Source organism: Microbacterium sp. BF1 (assembly GCF_019279095.1).
Classification (GTDB): domain Bacteria; phylum Actinomycetota; class Actinomycetes; order Actinomycetales; family Microbacteriaceae; genus Microbacterium; species Microbacterium maritypicum.
In genome coordinates this window covers 1-778 of the sequence record NZ_JAGYWT010000756.1, presented here as the reverse complement: position 1 = coordinate 778, position 778 = coordinate 1, and the positions used below count along the sequence as shown (strand labels likewise).

Sequence of the window (778 nt, the reverse complement as noted above, 5' to 3'; positions counted from 1 at the left end):
AGCACACCCGCGACGAAGCCGGCGCCGGCCCGACGGCCCGACTCGACGTCGCTGACGGTGTCGCCGGCGACCGCGACTGCGTGCACCGACGAGGTCTGCGTGCGCACGACCTTCAGCCCGGAGTCCTTCAACCCCTGGATCGCGTCGGCGGCGCCGGGGATCTCGGAGACGCCCTGCTCGGAGACGATCTCGGCATAGGCGCCCTCCAAGGCGGCCGTCGCCCGTGCTGCCGCCTCGGCATCGCCGCCGGAGAGGTGCGTGAAGACGTCGATCTTCGACTGCCCCATGGTCACGCGCACGTAGTCCAGCGCCTCGTCCCACGGCATCCGGTCCGCGACGCCCGTGCGCTCGGCGGCGCGCTGGAACGCCTGCTCGACGACGCCGTCGTCGAGCACTGTGGTTCCCGCCATGTCGAGCACGACGAGTTCGAGAGGAGTGGTCATGATGTTCCTTCCATTGCTGCCGCCCACCCGAAGGCGGCGGCGAGGTTCTCTTCGGCAAGTCCCAGGCCCGTGGTCATCCCGATGCCGGTGGTCGCGGCGAGCACCAGCACGCCGTCGTCGCCACGATCGATCAGGAATTCCTGCGGCCCCTTCGCGTACACGCCCTGCCAGCGCTCGATCACGCGCGGCGCCGGGGCGTCGAACAGCGCTTCGGCCTCCGCGAGGAAGGCGGTGAACGCAGCCTCGGGCTGGAACGGCGCCGGGGCCGTGGCTGTGGAGTGCGAGTCGCCGATGATGAGCGTCCCGTCGGGAAGCTGCGTGTACATCTGGTTGAG

2 protein-coding genes are annotated in these 778 nt (G+C 70.4%); both read right to left on the bottom strand.

Annotation, left to right across the window (positions count from 1 at the left end; translation table 11 throughout):
- The coding region (locus KZA10_RS16580) for an HAD family hydrolase (RefSeq protein ID WP_374196614.1) at positions 1-443 on the bottom strand (443 nt) is incomplete at its 3' end.
- On the bottom strand, positions 440-778 hold a 339-nt coding region (locus KZA10_RS16575), incomplete at its 5' end, for an FAD-dependent oxidoreductase (RefSeq protein ID WP_374196613.1). The genes KZA10_RS16580 and KZA10_RS16575, both read right to left, overlap by 4 nt.